This is a genomic window from Micromonospora sp. WMMD1076 (assembly GCF_029581475.1).
Classification (GTDB): domain Bacteria; phylum Actinomycetota; class Actinomycetes; order Mycobacteriales; family Micromonosporaceae; genus Micromonospora; species Micromonospora aurantiaca.
This window is the reverse complement of sequence record NZ_CP120862.1, coordinates 92,694-110,913: the sequence shown is the minus strand read 5'-3', so window position 1 is coordinate 110,913 and position 18,220 is coordinate 92,694. Positions and strand designations below refer to the sequence as shown.

Annotated in this window: 20 protein-coding genes and 3 pseudogenes; 13 read left to right on the top strand and 10 right to left on the bottom strand. The window is 71.6% G+C overall.

Annotation, left to right across the window (positions count from 1 at the left end):
- Genes O7622_RS00525 through O7622_RS00515 form a run of 3 tightly spaced genes read right to left on the bottom strand, consistent with a single transcriptional unit; the run spans position 1 to position 2,041 of the window.
- A complete protein-coding gene (locus tag O7622_RS00525; protein ID WP_013288595.1) occupies positions 1 to 309 on the bottom strand; it encodes a cupin in 309 nt (102 codons plus the stop codon).
- On the bottom strand, positions 306 to 1,256 hold the full coding sequence (locus tag O7622_RS00520) for an LLM class F420-dependent oxidoreductase (protein ID WP_282314269.1): 951 nt from the start codon (positions 1,254 to 1,256) through the stop codon (positions 306 to 308). The genes O7622_RS00525 and O7622_RS00520 overlap by 4 nt, the downstream gene beginning before the upstream one ends.
- Positions 1,257 to 1,258: 2 nt before the next feature.
- A complete protein-coding gene (locus O7622_RS00515) occupies positions 1,259 to 2,041 on the bottom strand; it encodes an ABC transporter ATP-binding protein (RefSeq protein ID WP_282311349.1) in 783 nt (260 codons plus the stop codon).
- A 285-nt stretch (positions 2,042 to 2,326) separates the two neighbouring features.
- On the opposite strand from O7622_RS00515, the gene O7622_RS00510 reads away from it, so the two are divergent.
- Entirely contained in the window at positions 2,327 to 3,355 is a 1,029-nt protein-coding gene (locus O7622_RS00510) for an ABC transporter substrate-binding protein (RefSeq protein WP_282311348.1), read from the top strand.
- Positions 3,356 to 3,517: 162 nt separating this feature from the next.
- Positions 3,518 to 4,288 (top strand): ABC transporter permease, encoded by a 771-nt coding sequence (locus O7622_RS00505; RefSeq protein ID WP_282314268.1) that lies wholly within the window; start codon positions 3,518 to 3,520, stop codon positions 4,286 to 4,288.
- Positions 4,289 to 4,426: 138 nt separating this feature from the next.
- On the opposite strand, the gene O7622_RS00500 is transcribed toward O7622_RS00505, so the two are convergent.
- A complete protein-coding gene (locus O7622_RS00500; protein ID WP_282311347.1) occupies positions 4,427 to 5,608 on the bottom strand; it encodes an ABC transporter substrate-binding protein in 1,182 nt (393 codons plus the stop codon).
- 447 nt (positions 5,609 to 6,055) lie between these two features.
- Here O7622_RS00500 and O7622_RS00495 point away from each other — a divergent pair, with 447 nt between their 5' ends.
- The 4 genes from O7622_RS00495 (at position 6,056) to O7622_RS00480 (ending at position 10,536) form a co-directional block, all read left to right on the top strand.
- Positions 6,056 to 9,109, top strand: coding sequence for a nitrate- and nitrite sensing domain-containing protein (locus O7622_RS00495; protein ID WP_282311346.1), 3,054 nt, complete (start codon positions 6,056 to 6,058; stop codon positions 9,107 to 9,109).
- Positions 9,106 to 9,513: a roadblock/LC7 domain-containing protein gene (locus O7622_RS00490; protein ID WP_013288588.1), complete on the top strand. Its 408-nt coding sequence runs from the start codon at positions 9,106 to 9,108 to the stop codon at positions 9,511 to 9,513. The genes O7622_RS00495 and O7622_RS00490 overlap by 4 nt, the downstream gene beginning before the upstream one ends.
- Positions 9,514 to 9,575: 62 nt before the next feature.
- Positions 9,576 to 9,938 (top strand): DUF742 domain-containing protein, encoded by a 363-nt coding sequence (locus tag O7622_RS00485; RefSeq protein ID WP_013288587.1) that lies wholly within the window; start codon positions 9,576 to 9,578, stop codon positions 9,936 to 9,938.
- Positions 9,919 to 10,536 (top strand): ATP/GTP-binding protein, encoded by a 618-nt coding sequence (locus O7622_RS00480; RefSeq protein ID WP_013288586.1) that lies wholly within the window; start codon positions 9,919 to 9,921, stop codon positions 10,534 to 10,536. The genes O7622_RS00485 and O7622_RS00480 overlap by 20 nt, the downstream gene beginning before the upstream one ends.
- An 11-nt stretch (positions 10,537 to 10,547) precedes the next feature.
- On the opposite strand, the gene O7622_RS00475 is transcribed toward O7622_RS00480, so the two are convergent.
- From O7622_RS00475 to O7622_RS00460, 4 genes and pseudogenes are all read right to left on the bottom strand, one after another.
- Complete coding sequence (locus tag O7622_RS00475; protein WP_282311345.1) at positions 10,548 to 11,636, bottom strand: uroporphyrinogen-III synthase; 1,089 nt, start codon at positions 11,634 to 11,636, stop codon at positions 10,548 to 10,550.
- Positions 11,636 to 11,983 (bottom strand): nitrite reductase small subunit NirD, encoded by a 348-nt coding sequence (gene nirD, locus O7622_RS00470; RefSeq protein WP_282311344.1) that lies wholly within the window; start codon positions 11,981 to 11,983, stop codon positions 11,636 to 11,638. The genes O7622_RS00475 and nirD overlap by 1 nt, the downstream gene beginning before the upstream one ends.
- Positions 11,980 to 12,171, bottom strand: a pseudogene (locus O7622_RS00465) (hypothetical protein); the annotation flags it as partial. The pseudogene O7622_RS00465 and the gene nirD, both read right to left, overlap by 4 nt.
- Positions 12,172 to 12,183: 12 nt before the next feature.
- Positions 12,184 to 12,420, bottom strand: a pseudogene (locus O7622_RS00460) (nitrite reductase); the annotation flags it as partial.
- 146 nt (positions 12,421 to 12,566) lie between these two features.
- Between O7622_RS00460 and O7622_RS00455 the strand changes: the two are divergent.
- Positions 12,567 to 13,277: a class I SAM-dependent methyltransferase gene (locus tag O7622_RS00455; RefSeq protein ID WP_282311343.1), complete on the top strand. Its 711-nt coding sequence runs from the start codon at positions 12,567 to 12,569 to the stop codon at positions 13,275 to 13,277.
- On the opposite strand, the gene O7622_RS00450 is transcribed toward O7622_RS00455, so the two are convergent.
- Together O7622_RS00450 and O7622_RS00445 are read right to left on the bottom strand one after the other, a co-directional pair.
- Complete coding sequence (locus O7622_RS00450; RefSeq protein ID WP_282311342.1) at positions 13,250 to 13,849, bottom strand: PIN domain-containing protein; 600 nt, start codon at positions 13,847 to 13,849, stop codon at positions 13,250 to 13,252. The genes O7622_RS00455 and O7622_RS00450 overlap by 28 nt on opposite strands.
- A 40-nt stretch (positions 13,850 to 13,889) precedes the next feature.
- Entirely contained in the window at positions 13,890 to 14,357 is a 468-nt protein-coding gene (locus O7622_RS00445) for a helix-turn-helix domain-containing protein (protein ID WP_282311341.1), read from the bottom strand.
- Positions 14,358 to 14,532: 175 nt separating this feature from the next.
- Here O7622_RS00445 and O7622_RS00440 point away from each other — a divergent pair, with 175 nt between their 5' ends.
- The 6 genes and pseudogenes from O7622_RS00440 (at position 14,533) to glmM (ending at position 18,207) form a co-directional block, all read left to right on the top strand.
- Complete coding sequence (locus tag O7622_RS00440) at positions 14,533 to 14,790, top strand: DUF6364 family protein (RefSeq protein WP_030501570.1); 258 nt, start codon at positions 14,533 to 14,535, stop codon at positions 14,788 to 14,790.
- Entirely contained in the window at positions 14,780 to 15,073 is a 294-nt protein-coding gene (locus O7622_RS00435) for a type II toxin-antitoxin system PemK/MazF family toxin (protein ID WP_282311340.1), read from the top strand. The genes O7622_RS00440 and O7622_RS00435 overlap by 11 nt, the downstream gene beginning before the upstream one ends.
- A gap of 101 nt (positions 15,074 to 15,174) precedes the next feature.
- A pseudogene (locus O7622_RS00430) lies at positions 15,175 to 15,502 on the top strand (MFS transporter); the annotation flags it as partial.
- Positions 15,503 to 15,806: 304 nt separating this feature from the next.
- Positions 15,807 to 16,250, top strand: a complete 444-nt coding sequence (rplM, locus tag O7622_RS00425; RefSeq protein ID WP_282311339.1) for a 50S ribosomal protein L13 — start codon at positions 15,807 to 15,809, stop codon at positions 16,248 to 16,250.
- Positions 16,251 to 16,270: 20 nt separating this feature from the next.
- A complete protein-coding gene (gene rpsI, locus O7622_RS00420; protein ID WP_030501567.1) occupies positions 16,271 to 16,735 on the top strand; it encodes a 30S ribosomal protein S9 in 465 nt (154 codons plus the stop codon).
- A gap of 116 nt (positions 16,736 to 16,851) precedes the next feature.
- On the top strand, positions 16,852 to 18,207 hold the full coding sequence (gene glmM / locus O7622_RS00415; RefSeq protein ID WP_282311338.1) for a phosphoglucosamine mutase: 1,356 nt from the start codon (positions 16,852 to 16,854) through the stop codon (positions 18,205 to 18,207).
- The last annotated feature ends 13 nt before the right edge of the window (positions 18,208 to 18,220 follow it).

The following is an 18,220-nucleotide window of genomic DNA, read 5'->3' as shown; positions in this document are numbered from 1 at the left end:
CTACTTCAGCTCGACCAGGCGCGCGAGGTAGGTGGTGTCGCCGACGTTCGTCAGCATGTGCACCGCGCCCGGGTCGCGGTAGACCACGCCGCCGGTCGGCTCGTCGGCGTCGATGGTGGTGCCGTCGATCGTCTGCACCACGTTCTTGGCGCCCTGGATCGCCACCACCAGGTACGGGTGGTCGTGGCGGTGCAGTGGCTGCCGCTCACCCGGCTCCAGCCGGATGTGCCAGACGCGTACGCGGTCGTTCTCGTACACGATCTCCTGGCCCACCGGGCCGAGTTCGAGGTCGGCGGAGAGTTCGGTCATCGTGGTCCGTCCAGTCGGGGGAGCACCTCGGCGGCGATGAGCTCCACGTGGTCGAGGTCGTCGAAGTCGATCAGGCGCAGGTGTACCCGGGTGGCCCCGATCGCGGCGAACTCGTCGATCCGGTCGACCAGCTGGGCGGGGGAGCCGACCACCGGGTCCTCCGGCGGCAGCGCGCTCGTGACGCGCAGCGGCGCGGCCCGGCGCCGCGCCTCGGCGTCGGTGCGTCCGATCGCCACCACGATGCCGGCGGAGAGCGTCAGTGGCGCGCGGCCGGAGGCGTCCCGCCCGGCGCGGTCGCACGCCTCGCGCACCCGCTCGTACGCGGCGGCGGTCTCGGCCACGCTCTTGAACGGCATGTTGAACTCGTCGGCGTAGCGGGCGGCCAGCTCGGGGGTGCGCTTCGGTCCCCGGCCGCCGACGATCACCGGCGGGCCGGGCTGCTGCACCGGCTTGGGCAGCGCGGGCGCGTCGACCAGCCGGTAGTGCTTACCGGTGAAGCTGTACGTCTCGTCGGACGGGGTGCGCCACAGTCCGGTGACGATCTCCAGTTGCTCGGCGAGCCGGTCGAAGCGCTCGCTGACCGGCGGGAACGGGATGCCGTACGCGGTGTGCTCGCGCTCGTACCATCCGGCGCCGATGCCCAGCTCGACCCGGCCGCCGCTCATCCGGTCGACCTGGGCGACCATGACCGCGAGTGGCCCGGGGAGCCGGAACGTGGCCGACGTGACGAGCGTGCCGAGCCGGATCCGGGAGGTCTCCCGGGCCAGCGCGGCGAGCGTCAGCCAGGCGTCGGTGGGGCCGGGCGGCGCGGGCTCGTCCCCCATGGCCCGGTAGTGGTCGGCCCGGAAGAAGCCCTCGAAGCCGGTCTCCTCGACCAGCCGGGCGAACCGGAGCTGGTCGTCGTAGTCCGCGCCGCGGTGGGGTTCGGTGAACACCGAGACCCGCATCGTCATCGTCCTCCCACGGGTACGCCCGGGGCGTCCCGCTCCATCAGCAGTTCGTGCAGCTCGGCGCTGATCCGCGCGACGTCGGCCAGGTGCTCGTGGCGGCCCAGCGTGCGGGGCCGGGGAACGTTCACCCCGACCACCTCGCGGATGCGGCCGGGGCGCGGACTGAGCACGACGACCCGGTCGGCGAGCAGCACCGCCTCGTCGATCGAGTGGGTGACGAAGACGATCGTCGCCTTCGTCTCCATGTGCACCCGCTGGAGTTCGCCGGAGAGTTCCTCACGGGTGAGCGCGTCGAGCGCGGAGAACGGCTCGTCCATGAGCATCACCCGGGGCGAGCCGATCAGCGACCGGCACAGCGATACGCGCTGCTGCATGCCGCCGGACAGCTCGTGCGGGAGGCGCTTCTCGAAGCCGCCCAGCCCGGCCATCTCCAGCAGCCTGCGGGCCCGGTCCCGGTGCTCGGCGCGGCGCCAGCCGAAGATCTCCACCGGCAGCAGCACGTTGTCCAGCACCGAGCGCCAGGGCAGCAGCGCCGGCCGCTGGAACAGCATCGCCACGTCGCGGCGGGGCTTCGTGATCGGCGTGCCGTCCACTGTGATCTGACCGCCGGTGACCGGCAGCAGGCCGGCGATCATGCGCAGCAGCGTGGACTTGCCGCAGCCGGAGCGGCCGAGGACGGCGACGAACTCGCCTTCGGCGACGTCGAGGTCGATGCCACGCAACGCCTCCACCCGCCCCGAACGGCCGTCGAAGGTGCGGGACACCCCGGACAGTCGGATCATCTCCCGCCGGCTCCCTTCCACGTCGTTCCGAACGTGAGCCGGGCTAGCGTAGCGGACCTTGCTCATAGCACCGTCCGGGGTGGACGTCAGTCCGCTTTCCGTCACGCAACTTCGTTTCCGTTCCGCAACCGGGACGGCGGCGGAAGGTCATCTGCCTTCTCGTACGCTATTGCGCGCGAAGAGTCCCCTCACGACGGTCCAGTCGGCCGAACTCACCTGCCGACCCCGTCGGACCCACGACCCGACCGGCGAAGAAGTCCTGGTCGGAAAGGACATGGTGCACTGATGAGAAGGCTGACCCGTACGGTCGCCGCCGCGGCTATGGCCACCGCCCTCGCCCTGGTGGGCGGCTGCAGCAGCGACTCGGAGAAGTCCGAGAGCGGTGGCGGCAACGGCGCGGCGCTGGAGAAGGTGACGTATCTCACCTCGTTCGGCAACTTCGGGCGTGACTCCTACGCCTGGGTGGCGAAGGACAAGGGCTTCTTCAAGGAGGCCGGTTTCGACGTCGACATCAAGCCCGGTCAGGGCACCGGCTCCGTGATCCAGACCATCACCGGCGGCCAGGCCGACTTCGGCCCGATCGACCTGACCGGTGGCATCCTTCAGCTCGGCAACGGCCAGGCGAAGGACTTCGTGGCGGTGGCCGCGATCCAGCAGCGCACGATGGCCGCCATCGTCACGGTCGAGGGCAAGAACATCGCCACGCCGAAGGACCTCGAAGGCAAGAAGCTCGCGGACACCCCGACGTCGGTCGTGCGCAACCTCTTCCCGACGTACGCGCGGCTCGCCGGTATCGACGGCAGCAAGGTGACGTGGGTCAACGGTGAGGCACAGGGCCTGATCGGCATGCTCGGCTCGGGCTCGGTGGACGGCATCGGCCAGTTCGTCGTCGGCCAGCCGACGGTGGAGACGGTGACCAAGAAGAAGCCGGTCGTCCTGCCGTACAGCAACGTGATGCAGGACCTCTACGGCAACGCGCTGATCACGTCCTCGAAGATCGCCAAGGAGAAGCCGGAGATGGTGAAGAAGTTCACCGCCGCGCTGCTCAAGGGCCTGGAGTACTCGCTGGCCAACCCGGACGAGGCGGCCGAGATCCTGAAGAAGAACGTGCCGGCCGCCGTGCCGGCCGCGGCCTCCGCGGAGCTCCAGCTGATGGCCGCGTACGTCCGGTCGAGCAACTCCGGCACCGCGATCGGCACGCTGGACAGCGGCCGGGTGGCCAAGAGCATCGCGCTGCTCCAGGGCGCCGGTGCGCTGAAGCAGAACCTGACCCCGGACCAGATCATCGACTTCAACCTCGCGCCGAAGGCCTGACCGGTCCGCTCGGGCCAACGGGGGTGCGACCCGCCGGACACCCGGTGGGGCGCACCCCCTTCCCGTGCCGGTCACACCGATCGGCGCAGAGAGGAGGACACGTTGACACAGTCGACCGAGGCCCGGCCGGAGGCGCCGCCGCGCCCGGCGGTCCGGCGCGGGATCGCCGTGAGCCCGGCGGCGGCCGGATTGCCGGCGCTGGGACTGGTGATCGCGGTGGCGGCCTGGTGGCTGGTCACCTCGGGCCTGAACCTGGTGCACCCGGCCGCGCTGCCCCCGCCGCAGGCGGTGGGGAAGTCCCTCGCCGGCACCACCGAGGTGCTGTTGCCCGCGCTGGGCATCACCACCTGGATGACGGTGTTCGGCTTCCTGCTCTCGTCGGCGGCCGGGGTGCTGATCGGGATGGCGCTGGCCGCCTCCCGCCGGGTGGAGCGGATGTTCGCGCCGCTGCTGGTGGCGGTGAACGCGGTTCCGAAGATCGCGTTCGGGCCGCTGCTCGTGGTGGCCGTGGGCTGGGGGCAGAAACCCATCCTGACCATGGTGTTCCTGCTCTGCTTCTTCCCGATCGTGCTCTCCACCGCCACCGGTCTGACCACCACTGCGGCGGACCTGGCGGAGCTGGGCCGGTCGCTCAACGCCTCGTGGTGGCAGTCGTTCCGCAAGGTGCGCTTCCCGGCGGCGCTGCCGCAGATCTTCGTCGGGCTCAAGGTGGCCATGCCGCTGGCCGCGATCGGCGCGGTGATCGGGGAGTTCTATTCCGACCGCCCGGGTCTGGGTTACCAGATCCTCCAGTACAACGGCGTCGGTGACACCGCGACCGCCTGGGCTGCGATCGTGCTGGTGGCGCTGATGAGCATCGTGCTGTACGCCGGCCTGAGCCTGGTCGAGCGCCTGGCCCTGCCCTGGGTGCGGGCCACCACCTCGGCCCGCTGAGCGCACCGACAAGAGAACCTCAACCCACGGGCGGCGGCCGCCCGAGACAGGTGTGGCCCCACCGCAACCGGCGCAGGGATCGAGCTCGACCGCCCGGAGCCGGTTGCGGTGGGGCCACACCCCACCGCAACCAAGCAATCAGCCAGCCAGCCGCCAACGACCACCACGAGCCACGAGCGTCGTCAACGCCTGCGGCATCAACCCGGAGTGGTTGTCCGGCGTCATCCGGATCGGCCCGGACAGCCCGTCGAGCTGCGAGGTCTCCAGCACGTCACGCAGCGCGTCCCGGTCGACCTTGCCCGGCTCGCCGCCGGCCCGCTGCTCGGCGTCGGCGATCAGCTGGACCGCGTCCGCCGCGAACGAGGAGAAGCCGTTGTAGCCGCCGAACCGGGCGGTGTAGTCCTGGAACCACTGCCGGCGCGCGGCCTTCGCCGGGGTGGTGGCGATCACGTCGTCGATCACCATGGTCTGGGTGAAGATCAGCGTGGCCTCCTCGGTGGAGCGGGCCGACGGGCCCAGGAAGAGGTCGCCGGCGGCCGTGGCGTCGAAGAACAGCGAGCCGCGGAACTTGCTCTGCCGGGCGGTGGTGGCGGCGAGCGTCGCCTGCTCCGGCGTGGTCCACAGGACCAGGGCCTGCGGCTTGCGGGCGATCAGCTCGTTGATCTGCGTGCCGACCTCGGTGTCGGTGGCGCGCACCGACTCGTTGCCGACCAGCTTGACCGTGGTCTTGCTCAGTTCGCGGCGCAGGGCGGTGAGCCCTTCCTGGCCGTAACCCTCGGCGCTGTGCAGCAAGGCCACCTTGCGGACCCCGCGCCGGTCCAGTTCCGCGGCGAGCGCGGCGGCGCTGTCGGTGGCGTTCGGGGCGAGCTTGAAGACATATCGGCGCTCGGCCACCGGCTCGGTGACCGCGCTCGACGACGCGAGTGCGATCGTCGGAATGCGCTTCTCACCGATCGTGCGGGCCGCGCCGACGGCGCATTCGTTGCAACCGCCCATGATGACGGCGCTCACCCGCGAGTCACCGCTGAAATCATTGATGTTCCGCAAGGATTCCGCGGCGTCCGAGCGGTTGTCCTTGACCCGCAGATCGATCTTCCGGCCGCCCAGTGCGCCGGAGGCGTTCAACTGCTCGACCTTCAGTTCCAGAGCCCGTTGGTAGACCTTGCCGACGGGCGCCGACGCGCCGGAGAGTTCCAGGTCGGCGGCGATCACGATCGGGCTGGTGTCCTGCGGTTCCCCGCCGATCCCGCAGCCGGTGAGCGTGGTGGCCAGCACGGCCGATGCGAGCGCCGCGATGCTCGCGGAGCGGATGGGGCTCAACTCAGTCCTCCAGGTGCGGCGCGGGCCGACGCCCGATCACCGCCGCTCGTCCGTCCTCAGTGGAGGAACGGGATTGGTTTGCCGTACGGTGTGCGCGAAGCCTGCAAAACCTTGCCAATGCCGGGGCCTGTGGTCAAGCGGGGATGTCGAGCGCTGTTTCGGGACAGTCATCCCACATGCTGGGGACACGGAACATTAACCGACAATTACTGCACAGATGCAGGCGACCACTCTGGAGTGACATCCCCTGTTCAGGGGGTTGGAGAAAAGAAGGTATTAGGTGATCGGATCCCGGGTTGCGTCGGCCGCGACCGTTTCCTGCCCCACTGCGGCTTCCCAAACAGGATCTCGTCTGATGAAATCGCGGCCGTGCCGCGCGTGGCGCTGGCCGCTGCACCAGGCACGGGTCAGCGGGTCGCGCGTGGAAGAAACGACGGAGGCGATGTCGTGAGCACCGGACCTACGACCCTGCCCGGGAGCCCCAACGCCGAACAGCGGAACCGGCGCCGGCGCCTGCCCAGGCTGCGCGACGCGCGGATCCGCTCCAAACTCGCCCTCATCCTGGTCGTTCCGGTCGCGGCTGTCATCGCACTGGCAACTATCCGACTCGTTTCGGTCGGCCAGGGCGCGTACGAGGCGGATCAGGTCCGGTCGCTGAGCGCGGTGTCGGTCGATATCGCGGCCCTCACCCAGGACCTGCACAAGGAGCGGATGGCGGCGGCGGTCTTCCTGGCCGACCCGAACCAGAAGCCGGACGCGTACAACCTGCGGGTGCGACAGACCGACGAGCGCATCGCGGCGTACCAGGACGAGCGGGGCAAGCTCGGCGACGTGACGGGCGCGATCAGCGACCAGCTCAAGGTGATCGACGCCCACCTGTCCACGTTGAACGGCACCCGCCAGGAGGTGCTGGACCGGCTGCAGATGCCGGTGGCCGAGGCGAGCCTGCGCTACGGCATCGTGCTGGACGACCTGGTCGCGTACAGCGACGCGCTGGCCCAGCAGCCGGGCGCGGACAGCCTGGCCGACGCCCGCCGCGCGGTGGCCGCGTTCGCCCACGCCAAGGCCCAGGTGGCCGAGGAGCAGGCGGTGGCCTTCACCGCCCTCGACGGCGGCCAGGTCGGCGAGGAGCAGTTCTCGTCCTTCGTGGCCACGCTCACCGGTCAGCAGGAGGCGCTGCTCACCTTCTCCCGGTCCGCGACGCCGGGCCAGCGGGCCCTGGTGGACCGCACCGTCTCCGGTGACGCCGTCCAGCTCGCCGACCGGGTCGCCGGCGACGTCTCCCGGTCCATCGGGCGTCAGGCGCTGGTCACCCGCGACGAGGCGTCAGCCGCCATCGGCGCGGTCGACGACCTGATGCGGTGGGCCGAGATCCAGCTCCTGGACGACATGCTGGCCGACGCCGACGAGGCACGCGCCGACGTGATCCGGCAGGCGATCGTGGAGAGCCTGCTCGTGCTGCTCACGCTCGCCGTCGCGGTGACGCTCGCCGTGGTGCTGGCCCGCTCGCTCAACGACTCGCTGCGCCGGCTGCGCGAGGGCGCGCTCGCCGTGGCCAACCACGACCTGCCGGACGCGGTGAGCCGGCTGCAGAACGTCAACGCCATCGGTGACGGCGGCGTGGACGAGATCGTCCAGCAGGTACGGGATCCGATCAAGCTGAGCAACCGCGACGAGGTCGGCCAGGTGGCGGTGGCCTTCAACGTGGTCCACCGGGAGGCGGTCCGGGTCGCGGCCGAGCAGGCCGCGCTGCGGACGAGCGTCTCGGCGATGTTCCTCAACCTGGCCCGCCGCTCGCAGAGCCTGGTCGACCGCATGATCGGCGAGCTGGACGCGATCGAGCGTTCCGAGGAGGACCCGAAGCGGCTGGCGCAGCTGTTCGAGCTGGACCACCTCGCCACCCGGATGCGCCGCAACGACGAGAACCTGCTGGTGCTCGCCGGCGCCGACTCGGCCGTACCGCGCCGCGACGACGCGCTCCTGGTCGACGTGCTGCGCGCCGCGCAGTCCGAGGTCGAACTCTACAACCGGATCGAGTTCGGCACCGTCGACACCGACATCTCGGTGGCCGCGCACGCCGTCAACGACGTCGTCCGGCTGGTCGCCGAGCTGCTCGATAACGCCACCCGGTTCTCGCCGCCGAACACCATCGTGGTGGCCGACGGCCGCCGGATCCGCGACTACGTGCTGATCCAGATCGAGGACCGCGGTCTGGGCCTCAGCGACGACCAGCTCGACTCGCTCAACCGGCGACTGGCCGCGCCGCCGACCGTCGACGTGGCCGCGTTCCGGCTGATGGGTCTGGCCGTGGTGAGCCGGCTCGCCTCCCGCTACGGGATCCGCGTCGAGCTGCGCCGCAACGTCGAGGGCGGCACCGTCGCCCAGGTCACGCTGCCGAACTCGACAGTGGTGCTGCCGGCCAACCGGGGCCAGGCCCCGCTGACCCGGCCGCGTCAGCCGCTCGCCGTCGAACAGTCGCCGCTCAGCCAGGTCGGCGCCGCCGACGCGCTGGCCGGCGCCGGGCGGGGCGCGGCCACGGCGACGCTCGCCGACCAGTGGCGCGGGGCGACCACCGCTCCGCCGTCGCGGTGGCAGACGCCCGGCGAGACGCGCGACACCACGCCCGGCGTACAGCTGGGCGGGGCGACCGGCGCGCTGCCCACCGTGGCGGCGCCCGCCCCGGTGGCCGCGGCACCCGCCGCGCCGGCTCCGGTCTCCGGAGCGGGCTGGTCGGCCGGGGGACCGACGGTGGCGTACCCCGCGCTGGACCCGCTGCCCAAGCGGACGCCCGGTGTCGAGACCGCGCAACCCGCGACCCAGGCCGCACCTCCGGCCTACCAGCCGCTCGCCGCGGCGCCGGCGGTGGAGAGCACCCCGGCGACGCCGGTGGTGGCCCGGCCCGAGCAGCGGGCCGAGGCGCCGATATTCCGTGAGATGGAAGCGGTCTGGTTCCGTTCGCACGGAGAGGACGAGACCACCATCTTCACCCGTCCCACGTTCGGCGAGCCGCCCGCGCCGGCACAGCCGCCGGTGGCGCCCCCCGTGGCGCCGGCGCGTCCGAAGCTGCCCACCCGTACCCCTGGGGCCCAGGCGTCAGGGCTGACCACGTCGACCACGCCACCCGCGTACAGTCCGCCGGAGGTCCCGTCCACGCCGCCGGCGGCCGCGACGCCGCCCCCGGCGCCACCCGCCGCCCAACCCGCGCCCGCGCCGTCGATCGACCCGGAGGCCTGGCGTACGGCGGCCGACGAGGGCTGGTCCCGGGCCAACCGTGCCGCCGAGCCCACCACCGGCGGGACCACCCGCTCCGGCCTGCCCAAGCGGGTGCCGCAGGCTCAGCTCGTGCCCGGCGGGATAGAGCCGAAGAGCGGCCGGGACCGCAGCCGGCGCACGCCGGACGAGGTACGCGGCCTGCTCTCCGCCTACCACCGTGGCGTCCAGCGGGGCCGTACGGCCGGCGCCGACCTGAACAGCACCTCGACCAAGGAGACGAACCGATGAACAGGCCGGCGGCCATGCAGGACATGGGGTGGCTTCTCACCAACTTCGCCGACAGCGTTGCGGGTATCGCGCACGTGGTGGCGGTGTCCGCGGACGGGCTGCTGCTCGCCTCCTCCCGGGACCTGCCCGGTGACCGGGCCGACCAGCTCGCCGCGATCACCTCCGGCGTGGTGAGCCTGACCGAGGGCGCGGCGCGGATGTTCAGCGCCGGCGGGGTGTTGCAGACCGTCATCGAGATGGACAGCGGCTACCTGTTCCTGATGTCCATCAGCGACGGTTCCTCGATGGCCGTGCTCGCGGCGCGCAGCTGCGACGTCGGCCAGGTGGGCTACGAGATGGCGCTGCTGGTCGAGCGGGTCGGTCAGGCACTGGTCCCGCTGCCGAGAGACGCGGTCCGGTCCTGATCGGACCGGGGAGCTGACGACCGGAGCCGGTGCGGCTCCGAACGAGGGGAGGTGATCGCGAGATGGACCCGCGACGTGATCCACGTGGCGCGCTGGTGCGGCCGTACGCGGTCACCCGGGGCCGCACCGAGCCGTTGCAGAACATCGCGCTCGAAGCGGTGCTGTCGAGCACGCCGACGCAGTCGGCCGAGGCGCGCTTCGCCGGGCACGACAAGTACCGGATCTCCTCGGTCTGTGAGGGCCGGGCGCAGTCGCTCGCGGAAATCGCCGCTTACACCCGGATGCCGCTGGGCGTCACCCGGGTGCTGGTCGCCGACATGGTGGCCGAGGGCCTGCTGACGCTACACACTGCCGCTCCCGCGACGGGTTTCGCGGCGCGGATGAACCTGCTTGGAAGGGTGCTAAGTGGACTTCGCGAACTATGACCCCGACGGGGTGAACCGCGGCCGGGAGATCATCTCCGCGAAGATCGTGATCGCGGGTGGCTTCGGCGTGGGCAAGACCACGCTCGTCGGGGCGATCTCCGAGATCCAGCCGCTGACCACCGAGGCGCTGATGACAGCGGCCGGCGTGGGCATCGACGACGCGTCGAAGGTGCCGGGCAAGGAGACCACCACGGTCGCCATGGACTTCGGCCGTATCACCATGGCCGAGGACCTGATCCTCTACCTGTTCGGCACGCCGGGCCAGACCCGCTTCTGGTTCATGTGGGACGAGATCATCAGGGGCGCGGTCGGCGCGGCGGTGCTGGTGGACACCCGCCGGATCACCGACGCGTTCGCGCCGCTGGACTACTTCGAGAACCGCAAGCTGCCGTACGTCGTGGCGTTGAACCGCTTCGGCGACGCGCCGCACTACGAGCTGGAGGAGGTCCGGGAGGCGCTCGCCATCTCCCCGGACGTGCCGATGGTCCTGTGCGACGCCCGCCAGCGGGACTCGGTCAAGCAGGTGCTGGTCACGGTGGTGGAGCACGCCATGCTCCGCCTCCAGGCCGAGCACGGCTACCCGGCCTCGGTGGGCTGACCGCCTGCGGGTCAGTCGACCCGCAGGCGGTACCCCCGCTTGACCACCGTCTGCACCACGCGGGGCGCCTTCAGCCCGGCCCGCAGGCGGGCGACCGCCATCTCCACCGCGTGCTCGTCGGCGCCGCGCGGCAGCGTCCGCAGCAGTGCGGTGCGGGAGAGCACCTTCCCCGGTGACGCGGCCAGCGCCCGCAGCACCGCCATCGGCGCCGGCGCCAGCTGGCGCAGCTCCCCGTCGACCACCGCGGCGTGCCCGCGCAGCGTCAGCACGTGCCCGGCCGCCTTCACCGAGACCGTGCGCCGGGGCAGCTCCTCGACGATGGTGCGGACCAGCGCGCCCAGCCGGGCCCGGCTCGGCGCGCTCACCGGCACCCCGCGCCGCACCAGCGGCTCGGCGGTGACGGTGCCGACGCACCCGGCCAGCACGTCACCGCGCAGCGCCTTCAGCACCGTCTCGGTACGGTCCCCGGCCGCCCGCAGCAGCGCCTCGGCCGCCGGGGCCGAGGTGAACGTGACCGCGTCGACGAGACGCCCGGCCACCAGGTCGATGAGCCGGTGCAGCGGCGCCGGGTCGGCCGGCGGCGCCCACCGGTACACCGGCACCTCGATCACCGTGGCGCCGGCCGCCACCAGCGCGTCGGCGCACTCGGGCTGCCGCTCGCCGTGCAGTTGTATCGCCACCACCTGGCCGGCCACCCCACGCCGGACCAGGTGCTCGACCACCTCGTCGCAACTCTCCGAATCCGGTGACCAGTGCTCGCGCAGCCCGGCGGCACGGATCGCGCCGGTCGCCTTCGGACCGCGGGACACCACGTACGCGCGGGCGAGCGTGGTGCGCAGCGGCTCGGCCAGCCCCCAGCCCTCGGCCGCCTCCAGCCAGCCCCGCATGCCGATGCCGGTGTTGGCCATCAGCACGTCCGGCGGGTGTTCCAGGCAGGCCCGGGTGGCCTCACGCAGGTCGGTGTCGTCGGCCAGCGGGACGATCCGCAGCGCCGGGGCGAGCACCACCCGCGCACCGCGCCGCTGGAGCAGCGCGGCCAGTTCGTCGCGCCGCCGGTCGGCGGTGACGCCGATGGTGAAGCCGGCCAGCTCGTCCCGCATCATTCCTCCTGCCGCAACCGCACCTCGACCAGGCCGTCCCGGCAGCGCACCGGGTGCCGGCGCAGCGTCACGCCCGGTAGGTCCAGGCACCGTCCGGTGGTGAGCTCGTAGACCTGCTTGTGCAGCGGCGAGGCGAGCGTGGGTACGCCGCCCCGGCTGCCGACCAGGCCCCGGGACATGACGTACGCGCCGCCGACCGGGTCGAGGTTGTCCACCGCGTACAGCCCGTCTGCGGTACGGAAGACCGCCACCTGTACGCCGTCGACGAGGGCGGCCACGCCCCGGCCGGGGTCGAGCCGGTCCAGCGGGCAGACCGGGGTCCAGTCCAGCGTGACGACGGGGCTCATCGGCGTACCTCCGGCAGGCCCAGCGCGACGGGCTGGCGGCGGTGTCCGCCGCCCGGGGGTGCGCCCCGGGCCGGCACCGGCTGGCCCCGCTCCTGGATGAACGTGATGGACGGGTCGGGCACCTCGGGCGCGTTGACGAAGGAGGTGAAGCGGCGGAGCCGGTCCGGGTCCTCCAGGATGTCGCGCCACACGCCGCGGGGCCGGTCGCGCAGCAGCGGGGTGGTGAGCCGGTCCGGGTGGTCGAGCAGGTCGGCGGCGGTCCAGCCCTTCTGGCACAGCCCGCCCCGGTTGGTGGGGAAGTCGCGGGCGCCGACCTCGACACCGTCGCCGGTGGCGCGCAGCACCATGCCGCACTGCAACGCGCAGTACGGGCAGTGCGTGGCGGCCTCGACGGGGCGTGACCCCGTTCGTGTCGCCGGGCGTGCACCGTCTGTCATGTCGGAAAAGCGTGCCGTCGGGCGGTTTCCGGTCCGGGTCTGCTCTGTTTCGGTCCTGTCACGAGCGCTTCACACCGCACGCGCGTGACGAGACGTTTCGCAGGGCTTAGAATACGGGACGAGAATCTCATATATCGGGAGGCGTGATGAGCGTGGCGGACGCGTTCGACGCGGTGGCCGGCAGCTACGACCAGGCCCGACGCCGCCTGGTGCCCTGCTTCGACGCCTTCTACGGCACCGCTGTCGAGGTGGCCGCACCCCCGCTGCGCGCCGCGCTCGCCGCCGGGCGTACCCCCGAGGTGCTGGACCTGGGCGCGGGCACCGGCCTGCTGTCCCTGCTGCTGACCGCGGCCGTCCCCGGGGTCCGCCTGACGCTCGTGGACGGCGCCCCCGGCATGCTCGCGGTGGCCGCCGGGCACCTGGACGCCCGTGGCGTGGCACACCGCACCGTCCACGCCGACCTGGCCGACGCGCTGCCCGCCGGCCGGTGGGACGCGGTGGTGTCCGCGCTGGCCATCCACCACCTCGACGACGAGGGCAAGCGGACGCTGTACAAGCGGGCCGCCGACGCGCTCGTCCCCGGCGGGGTGTTCGTCAACGCCGAGCAGGTGGCCGGCCCGACCCCGGCGCTGGACCGCCGCTACGACGAGGTGTGGACGGCACGGATCGCCGAGCTGGGCTCCGACGCCGAGGAGATCGCCGGCGCCCGGGAGCGGATGCGGCACGACCGGCCGGCCCCGGTGGCCGAGCAGTGTCGCTGGCTGACCGAGGCGGGCCTGGTGGACGTGGACTGCTTCTTCAAGGAGTGGCGTTTCGCGGTCTTCGGCGGTCAGCGGCCGGGCGGATCGGCGAGGTGATTCTCGAGCCGTTCGGCGAAACGGGGTGCGCCGGCCTTCCGTAGGTGGGCGATCAACTCGACCGTGTCCTTGTCCTCTGAGACGAGGCTGCGCCGGTAGTAGTCGATCTGCCGCGCCAATGCCCGCAGAACCAGGGGCATCGAACGGTCGGCCGCCCAGTTGAGGAACTCGTCGCCGGTGAGGACCGACAGTGATTCCCGCACGCATTCCGGAGGAAAGGCGCGCCGGTCGTCGGTCACCAGGATGTCGGCGCGGCCATGGACGGCGGCGGCCAGGACATGCCGGTCGTCCGGGTCCGGCGGGCACGGCACGTCGTTCGGCGAATAGCCGGTGACGAGGCCGTACGGAAATGCCTGGACGAAACGACGCCGCTGCCCACCGATCGCCTGTTCGGAATGCTCGGGCCGCTTGCGGCGCAGGCGGTACATCCATTCCGCCAGGACATCCTCGCTGTACCGCAGATCGAAGACGGCGCAGTCGCCTTCGAGCGCGAGAAGGCTGATCCAGTCGCGAAGGGTCCTGGAAAAGAGAACGTTCGCGTCCAGGAACACCAGTGGGGCGCTGGGGATCACAGTGGACACCCTACCCAGCGCCCCTTTGCCGGTCCGGGAACTACACGTCGTCGGTGAAGCCCAGCGCGTCGGACTCCCACATCAGGGCCTCGTACGACTTCCGTCGCTCTTCCATCTGTCGTTGCCGGAAAGCGAGGACGTCGCGGAGAAAGAGGCGCCGGTGGCTCCCGACCCGGTGGGACGCTATCGACCCGTTCTCCAGAAGGCGGACGAGTGTGGGGCGGGACATACCGAGCAGCTTCGCCGCCTCGGTCGTCGTCAGTTCGCGGGAGATGGCGCTGATCGCGACGCCGTCGCCGCGGGCGAGCATCGCCGAGATCTGATGGAGGACGTCGAACATCTGGGCGGGAACCTCGACCTCTTCGCCGTCCGCCGAGACGAGGCGGGCCACGCTCCCGCCTGCGGCAAGGGGGTGCCGCACGAGGAACTCCTCCATGGCGGCTGCCTTCTGGCGCTCCGCCCCCTCGGTGGGCATGAAAGAGGCGGCCATGCCGGTTCTGAGGCTCATGACGGCTCCCTGTGGCAGACGTGGCTCGCGTCCTAACCGCTCGGACTCACACCATCGTCGCTTCCAAGTGCAATATCCGCAACCAGCTTCGGTTGTTCCACGTGATGATGTCCTAATCCCTGATCGGTGGGGACGCGGATGACTGGTGGTCATACCGATGGGTAGTCTTTCCGGCATGACCGCCAAGGTGACGCTGTCGTTCTCCGACGAGACGATCGAGGAAGCACGCCGGTTCGCCAAGCGGGAAGGGCTCTCCCTCTCCGCCTGGATGGACCAGGCCGCCCGGGAGAAGGCGCTCCGCGAGGTCTTCACCGCGCACGCCGACGCGGTCGGCCGTGCCGGTCTGGACCTGGAAGCCGCCGCCCTGGCCGACGCCCAGGAGGCCGCGCTCGTCGACGACGCCCTGTTCGGCGGGCGTCCGCGTGCTGCGTAGGGGCGAGATCTGGCGCATCTCCGGCGCCCGGGAGCGGTTCGGCCTGGTGATCAGCTCCGACGTCTACAACGCCACCGCGGTACCGATCGTGATCGTGGCCGAGGTGGTAGAGGAGTCGCTGCTGCGCGACTCGCCGCTCGCCGTGCGGATGGGCGCGTACGTGGTGATGCCCGACCGGATCTCCTCGCCGATGAAGAAGTGGTTCACCGAGTGCGTGGACGTGGCCGACACCGAGACCATGCAGCGGGTCGGCCGGGCGCTGCGGATCCTTCAGGAGCTGTGACCGCCTCACCGGCGCCGTCCGGCGGACGTGCGATCTCCGTTGCCGCGCCGACGCGTGCGGGGCACGCGGGGGAGACCACAGGCTGAGAGCGTCGCCTCGTCATCGACGAGGAGGAGCCGCCCGTCAGCACGCTCGTTTCCGCACCCACACCACCGCCGGCCACCACCGCCGGCCGGCTCACCGAATGGCGGCCGGAGGACCCGGCGTTCTGGGCGGCCGGTGGCGCCCGGGTGGCCCGGCGCAACCTGTACGTCTCGATCTTCGCCGAGCACGTCGGCTTCTCGGTGTGGAGCCTCTGGTCGGTGACGGTGCTGTTCCTGGGCCCGCTTCGGCGGCCGGAACTGGACCATCGTGAGCGCCCTGCTGCTGCTCGTGCCGGCGGTGCCGATGGCGGTGCTGATCGAGCCCGGGGTGTCGTACGCCACGCTGACTACCTGGCCTTCATCGCCTGGTACGCGCTCTGTTTCCTGGTGACCTGGGTGGTCTACCTGCGCCCCGGGCCGCGTACGCCGGTCGGCGTGTGACCTGTGCCATGACGAACCCGCAGGCCACGCGCGGCGCGACCCCGTTTTGACCTGCCGCCGGGCGGCCGGGTATCGTTGCCTGCTGTTGTACGACATTCTTAGGCGTGCCGCATCAGGTACGCTTGGTCGTTCGTGCGCGCTGGTCCGGCTGGGTACTCCTGGTCACCTCGGCGCGCGACCCCAGACCGACGACGAGACAAGGTAGACCTGTGCGTACGTACAGCCCGAAGCCGGGTGAGATCGAGCGTCAGTGGCACGTCATCGACGCCTCTGACGTCGTGCTGGGCCGCCTGGCGACCCACGCCGCCACGCTCCTGCGTGGCAAGCACAAGCCGACTTTCGCGCCGCACGTCGACACGGGCGACTTCGTCGTCATCGTGAACGCGGGCAAGGTCGCGCTGACCGGCAACAAGCGTCAGACCAAGATCGCTTACCGCCACTCCGGATACCCGGGCGGCCTGAAGCGGGTCGGCTACGACGAGCTGCTGACCAAGCGGCCCGAGCGGGCCATCGAGCTGGCCGTGAAGGGCATGCTCCCGCACAACAAGCTGGGCCGTCAGCTTCTCAAGAAGCTGAAGGTCTACGCCGGTGCCGAGCACCCGCACACCGCGCAGCAGCCGGTGCCGTTCGAGATCAAGCAGATCGCGCAGTGAGCGCGGGCGAAGGAAGCAGCATGACCGACATCACCGCCACCGAGGTCGCCCCCGAGGCCACCGAGGCGCCGGCGCCCGTCGCGCGCGCGCCCCGTGGTGACCGCCCGATCCAGACCGTGGGCCGGCGCAAGGAAGCCATCGTCCGGGTCCGGATCGTCCCGGGTAGCGGCAAGATCACCTGCAACGGCCGCGACCTCGAGGCCTACTTCCCGAGCAAGGTGCACCAGCAGCTCATCAAGGACCCGCTGGTCACCGCCGAGAAGGCCGAGGCGTTCGACGTGATCGCCAACCTGCGTGGCGGCGGCACCACCGGCCAGGCCGGCGCGCTGCGGCTCGCCATCGCCCGGGCGCTGATCGTCAGCGAGCCCGACGACCGCCCGGCCCTGAAGAAGGCCGGCTTCCTGACCCGTGACGCCCGGGTCAAGGAGAGCAAGAAGTACGGCCTCAAGAAGGCCCGCAAGGCTCCCCAGTACTCGAAGCGCTGATCACCACAAGCGTCTTGTACTTCTGACGGACGGCCGGTTCGCCTCCCCCATCCGGGAGGCGGACCGGCCGTTCCGCGTTTCTCCTCTCATCGGCAGTTCCACGGAGGTTGGCGGGTATGGGCCGGTTGTTCGGCACGGACGGCGTACGCGGGCGGGCGAACGCGGATCTCACCCCGGAGTTGGCGCTTGCGGTCGCGGTGGCCGCGGCCCACACGCTGGCCGAGACCGACAAGAGCCATCCGCCGCTCGCGGTGGTCGGCCGGGACACCCGGGCCAGCGGCGAGATGCTGGAGGCGGCGGTGGTCGCCGGGCTCACCAGCGCCGGCGCCAACGTGGTACGGGTCGGCGTGCTGCCCACCCCGGCGGTGGCGTTCCTCACCGCCGAGGCCAAGGCCGACCTGGGCGTGATGCTCTCCGCCTCGCACAACCCGATGCCTGACAACGGCATCAAGCTGTTCGCCGCCGGTGGGCACAAGCTGCCCGACGAGATCGAGATGCGGATCGAGGAGGCGGTGGAGGCCAACGCCACCACCGCCTGGAAGCGTCCCGTCGGCGCCGGTGTCGGCCGCGTGCACGACCTGCTCGACGGCGCCGACCACTACGTGCAGCACCTGGTCGGCACCGTGCCGCACCGCCTCGACGGGATCAAGGTCGTGGTCGACTGCGCCAACGGCGCGGCGGCCGACGTCGCACCGGTCGCCTACCGGGAGGCCGGCGCCGAGGTGATCGCCATCCACGCCGAGCCGGACGGGCTCAACATCAACGACGAGTGCGGCTCGAACCACATCGAGGCGCTGTGCGCCGCTGTGGTCGAGCACGGCGCGCACCTCGGCATCGCCCACGACGGTGACGCCGACCGCTGCGTCGCGGTCACCGCCGACGGGAACGAGGTCGACGGCGACCAGGTCATGGCGATCCTCGCGCTGGCCATGCGGGACGCCGGCGAGCTGACCCAGGACACCCTGGTCGCCACAGTGATGAGCAACCTCGGTCTCCGCCTGGCCATGTCCGAGCACGGCATCCGGCTGGTCGAGACCAAGGTCGGCGACCGGTACGTGCTGGAGGAGCTGCGCGCCTCCGGCCTGGCGCTCGGCGGCGAGCAGAGCGGGCACATCGTGCTGCCCGCGTACGCGACCACCGGCGACGGCGTGCTGACCGGCCTGCACCTGATGGCGCGGATGGCCGCCACCGGTGTCTCGCTGGCCGAGCTGGCCGCAGTGGTCACCAAGCTGCCCCAGGTGCTGATCAACGTGCCGGTCGGCGACCGTACCGTCGGCGCCGCCGCGCCGGCCGTCCGGGCCGAGGTCGAGCGCGCCGAGGCCGAGCTGGGCGAGACCGGCCGGGTGCTGCTGCGCCCCTCCGGCACCGAGCCGCTGGTGCGGGTCATGGTCGAGGCGGCCACCGAGGACACCGCGCGCGAGGTCGCCGAGCGCATCGCCGAGCAGGTCCGCACCGCCAGCCCGATCGCCTGAGCCACGCCGCCCG

Excerpts from the sequence above, each read along its gene's own strand:
- O7622_RS00525 (WP_013288595.1), bottom strand. The coding sequence starts at position 309 with ATGACCGAACTCTCCGCCGACCTCGAACTCGGCCCGGTGGGCCAGGAG.
- O7622_RS00520 (WP_282314269.1), bottom strand. The coding sequence starts at position 1,256 with ATGCGGGTCTCGGTGTTCACCGAACCCCACCGCGGCGCGGACTACGAC.
- O7622_RS00515 (WP_282311349.1), bottom strand. The coding sequence starts at position 2,041 with ATGATCCGACTGTCCGGGGTGTCCCGCACCTTCGACGGCCGTTCGGGG.
- O7622_RS00510 (WP_282311348.1), top strand. The coding sequence starts at position 2,327 with ATGAGAAGGCTGACCCGTACGGTCGCCGCCGCGGCTATGGCCACCGCC.
- O7622_RS00490 (WP_013288588.1), top strand. The coding sequence starts at position 9,106 with ATGAACAGGCCGGCGGCCATGCAGGACATGGGGTGGCTTCTCACCAAC.
- O7622_RS00485 (WP_013288587.1), top strand. The coding sequence starts at position 9,576 with ATGGACCCGCGACGTGATCCACGTGGCGCGCTGGTGCGGCCGTACGCG.
- O7622_RS00475 (WP_282311345.1), bottom strand. The coding sequence starts at position 11,636 with ATGCGGGACGAGCTGGCCGGCTTCACCATCGGCGTCACCGCCGACCGG.
- nirD (WP_282311344.1), bottom strand. The coding sequence starts at position 11,983 with ATGAGCCCCGTCGTCACGCTGGACTGGACCCCGGTCTGCCCGCTGGAC.
- O7622_RS00455 (WP_282311343.1), top strand. The coding sequence starts at position 12,567 with ATGAGCGTGGCGGACGCGTTCGACGCGGTGGCCGGCAGCTACGACCAG.
- O7622_RS00445 (WP_282311341.1), bottom strand. The coding sequence starts at position 14,357 with ATGAGCCTCAGAACCGGCATGGCCGCCTCTTTCATGCCCACCGAGGGG.
- O7622_RS00440 (WP_030501570.1), top strand. The coding sequence starts at position 14,533 with ATGACCGCCAAGGTGACGCTGTCGTTCTCCGACGAGACGATCGAGGAA.
- rpsI (WP_030501567.1), top strand. The coding sequence starts at position 16,271 with ATGACCGACATCACCGCCACCGAGGTCGCCCCCGAGGCCACCGAGGCG.
- glmM (WP_282311338.1), top strand. The coding sequence starts at position 16,852 with ATGGGCCGGTTGTTCGGCACGGACGGCGTACGCGGGCGGGCGAACGCG.